Here is a 3240-nt window from a genome sequence, read left to right on the forward strand (position 1 = left end):
CACCGGTTCGGTGACCGTGGTGCGCGGGGTAGGGTGAGCTGCATGTTCGGCAGGAGAAACAGAAGCGGCAGTGACGGCGACGGCAACGGGGGCCGGGACAGGTTGAAGGACCGGATGCGGCGCAACATCGCCGAGGCCAACGAGGGCAAACCCGCCGGCGAGCGGGGCTCGATGGCGCAGGCCGCCGTGGTCGGGGGGACCGACCCGGAGGCGCGCTACGAGGCGGCGCGCCACATGGAGGCGCCGGTCAACGAGTTCATGGGGCGGCTCATCGCCCAGGAGCTGCCGATCCTGGACTCCACCAGCCGCTCGATCGTCAACGCCGCGCTGCGGGAGCACAAGGAGGCGGGCAGGCCGCAGATCACCTGTGTCGGCGAGCTGCCCGAGGAGATCCGCGAGATCATGGGGCTGTAGCCCGGTCAGTACCTCGTGGGCGCCCGATCGGTGCCAGGGCCCGGGGCAGGCATGGTCTGCCCGGTCTCAGCCGCGCAGCGCCGCGGCGTCCTCCCGGCACGCCTCGGCCAGGCGCCAGCGTCCGCGGTACTCCGCCGCCTGCGCGGCGCACTCGGCGCACCGGCCGGCACCGGCCCGGTTTCCCAGCGCCGCCAACGCCGCGGAACGGGTCCGCAGCAGCCGCACCGGACCGTCGTCGTCGGCCCCGGCCTCACCGGAGGCACAGCCGGACGCCACACCGGTGTCCACCCAGTTCCCGCCCACCGCGGCCAGCCCGGCGGCGGACACCGCGCACGCCTCATGGCAGGCACCCGCCGTGACCAGGGCGTCGGCGAGATCGGCGAGATCGGCGACATGGTCCACCAGGCCCAGCGGGGACGCCGCGGGCGGGGCGGGCAGGGACCGGGCGGTCGCCGTCACCGCCGAGATGACGGTGGCGTCCACGATCCCCTGCCCCGTCTCCGCGCCGACCAACGCACCACCGGTCAGCGGCACCGCCCGGGGCAGCAGCCGCAGCGCGGTCCACAGACCCTGCACGGCGTACTCCACCGACGGGCGCGTCGGCAGTGCCCCGGACAGCAGGATGTCGAGGTCGATCAACCGCCTGACCAGGGGGTGGGCGTCCGACCAGAGGCGGGTCATGGCGCGCACCCGGCCCGGCGCGTCATGGGCGGAGCCGGCGCACGCGCACTCCCGCACCATCCGGTCGACCTCGGTGAGCAGTCCGCTGGCCGTGGGAGAAACCTGCCGGGCGCAGGCGAAACAGCCCACACCGTGACCGGCGGTGCAGTCGGCGCGGCGGACGAACTCGGCGGCGACGTCGAGCACCACCGGGTCGCCGTCGGCGGCGGTGAGGCAGCGCATCCGGTCGACGACGCGGTCCGCGGCGTCCGTCAGCCCGAGCAGAGTGTACATCACCGTGGCACACAGTGCGTCCGTCGCGTCGAAGGACGCCACGTCCACCGGCCCCACTCCCGGCAGCTCCGCCAGGTCCGACGGGTCAGGGGCGCTACCGGGGAAAGCCGTGGGCAGGATCGCCGGCCGGCAGGGCGGCAGGGTCAGGCCACGCAAGGCGGCCGGCAGGGCGGCCGGCAGGGCGGCCGGCAGGGTCAGGCCACGCAGGGCGGGGATGCCGACGAGGTCCGCTGCGTCGATGAGCGGCACCGGGTACTCCGACGCCTCGGGCACGCACGTGGTCCACATCGCCCGGCCGTTGCGGGCGTCGCAGCGCACCGCGCGTTCACGCAGCCGCCCCGACAGGTCGTCAGCGAGTTCGCGGACCGTCGGGCCCCCGGCGACGAGGCAGCGCCCTCCAAGGTCGGAGGCGACGTCCGCCGACCAGCCGGTCTCGACGACCGCCCGCAGCACCGGGGCGGCCGCCGGTGGTGGATCGGCGACGTCGACGGTGCGCACCAGCAGGGACAGGGCGGTCTCCGGGACACCGGCGAGTGCCAGGTACTCCGCGACGTGGAACATGGCGGGCACCAGGTCAGGCATCCCGGCCGCGGCGCCGACAACGGTGGCGATCCTGCCGACCGTGGTGGTGGTGTCGACCACGTGGGCCAACGGCACCAGCGACGCGGCGGTGAGCAGCAGCCACGCGGTGTGGTCTGCCCCGTCGGCGGCGTCCGGGACACCGGTGTCCTCCCCGTGGCACAGCACCCTCAGCAGGGTGTCCAGATCCCCCCGCAGCAGGGCGACGGTCCCCCGGACCACCGCCAGCTCCTCCCCGCAGGGCCCCTCCCCCACCAGTTCCAGCAGTTCACGGGCCTGCTCGAGGCGTCCGGTGGCCAGCAGGACCCGGGAACGCAGAGCGGCGATCTCCGCCGTCCCCGCCCCGTGACGGCGCAGCACCGCCACAGTGCGGTCGGTCAGGGAGTCGACACCGGCCAGGGGTGTCTCCGGGTCTGCGGCGGCGGCCAGGGGGACGTCCACCCAGTGGCCGCGGAACTGGTCGGACAGCCGTCCGCCCTCCCCGTCCAGCGGCGCACCGTCGGGCCCGGGGTGGCCTACGGCGTCATGGTGGGCGGGACGCCGGACCGGGTCGTGCCGGTGGTGGTGCCACAGCTCCGGCAGTCCACTGACCGGGTGGCCGGCGGGCGGCAGGGGTGTGACCGCGGGCAGCACCAGCGGCCTCGGCGCCAGGGTGACCGCGTGCAACGTGATACGGTGCCGCAGGTCAGCCGCCGATTCGCGGGCGGTGGTGAGGGAGGGGTGCTGCGGTGCGGCCGCGACCGAGGCGAGCTCGTCTGCCATCGCGGCGAAGCGTCCGAGCAGCACCGTGGGCGGGATCTCACCGCGGGCGTGTGCCGCACGCAGCGTCTCCCATTCGTGGGCGATCCGGGCAACCCTACCCTCAGCACGACTGAGGCCACCATAACCAAGCACCTCCTTACTATGGCATACCTGTGGTGGGACCCGTGCATCAGAGACGATGAAAGATACGTCACTATCCGCCCCCGCTGGCGGCGGAGGGAGCGTTCGGCGTCCGGCACGGACGGTAGTGTGGACGCCATGGAACTGCAGACGCACACCCGGACGCTCACCGGCTGGGGCCGTACCGCCCCGACCACCGCAGAGGTCCTGTCCACCCCGGACGTCGACGTCATCGCCGCCGCTGTCGCACAGGTCGCCGACCGTAACGCGGACAAGCCCGAGCACCTGAAGCGCGGCGTCATCGCCCGCGGCATGGGCCGCTCCTACGGCGACCCCGCCATGAACGGTGGCGGGCTGGTCATCGACATGCAGCCGCTGAACACGATCCACTCGATCGACCCGGACACCGCC

At 74.0% G+C, this 3240-nt stretch carries 2 protein-coding genes and 1 pseudogene; 2 read left to right on the forward strand and 1 reads right to left on the reverse strand.

Annotation, left to right across the window (positions count from 1 at the left end; all coding sequences use genetic code 11):
• Positions 1-414, forward strand: a 414-nt coding sequence (locus QZV72_RS14435; RefSeq protein ID WP_297009412.1) for a hypothetical protein, incomplete at its 5' end; no start/stop codon positions are given.
• Between the two features lie 66 nt (positions 415-480).
• Here the strand turns inward: QZV72_RS14435 and QZV72_RS14440 are convergent.
• On the reverse strand, positions 481-2841 hold the full coding sequence (locus tag QZV72_RS14440; RefSeq protein ID WP_297009414.1) for a hypothetical protein: 2361 nt from the start codon (positions 2839-2841) through the stop codon (positions 481-483).
• Positions 2842-2967: 126 nt separating this feature from the next.
• On the opposite strand from QZV72_RS14440, the pseudogene QZV72_RS14445 reads away from it, so the two are divergent.
• Positions 2968-3240, forward strand: a pseudogene (locus tag QZV72_RS14445) (decaprenylphosphoryl-beta-D-ribose oxidase); the annotation flags it as partial.

This window comes from uncultured Corynebacterium sp. (assembly GCF_902782855.1).
Taxonomy (GTDB): domain Bacteria; phylum Actinomycetota; class Actinomycetes; order Mycobacteriales; family Mycobacteriaceae; genus Corynebacterium.